We start from the raw sequence: 358 nt of genomic DNA on the forward strand, positions 1-358 counted from the left end.
ATCAGGTCGCAGCCGTGGCGGTCGCCCGCAAGCTCACGATGTTGATGAGGCATCTGCTGACGAAAGAGCAGGACTACTTCTGGGCTCGCGCGGCGCTGGTGGCGGCAAAGCAGAGGCAGCTCGCTCTCAAGGCTGGCGCGCCGGGCGACCGCGGTGTCGGTCGTCGCGGTTCGGCTCACGCCTACAACGTGAAGAGTTTGCGAAACAGCGATAAAGCCGTGGCCGAGAATGCCGAGCGTGCCTACGAGCTATGCTTCGGCGTTGGGCGGCCACGCGGGCCGAAGCGCGCACGGACAGACACGCGAGCCTGGAAATTTTGAGCTCAGGTTCTGGTTCTCGCGTCCACGCCAATCCCTGC

The 358-nt window shown here is 64.5% G+C and carries 1 pseudogene; it reads left to right on the forward strand.

From position 1 onward, the window contains the following. Positions 1-320, forward strand: a pseudogene (locus tag EN804_RS37555) (IS110 family transposase); the annotation flags it as partial. Positions 321-358 lie beyond the last annotated feature (38 nt).

The sequence above is a fragment of the Mesorhizobium sp. M8A.F.Ca.ET.161.01.1.1 genome (assembly GCF_004792105.1).
Lineage (GTDB): Bacteria > Pseudomonadota > Alphaproteobacteria > Rhizobiales > Rhizobiaceae > Mesorhizobium.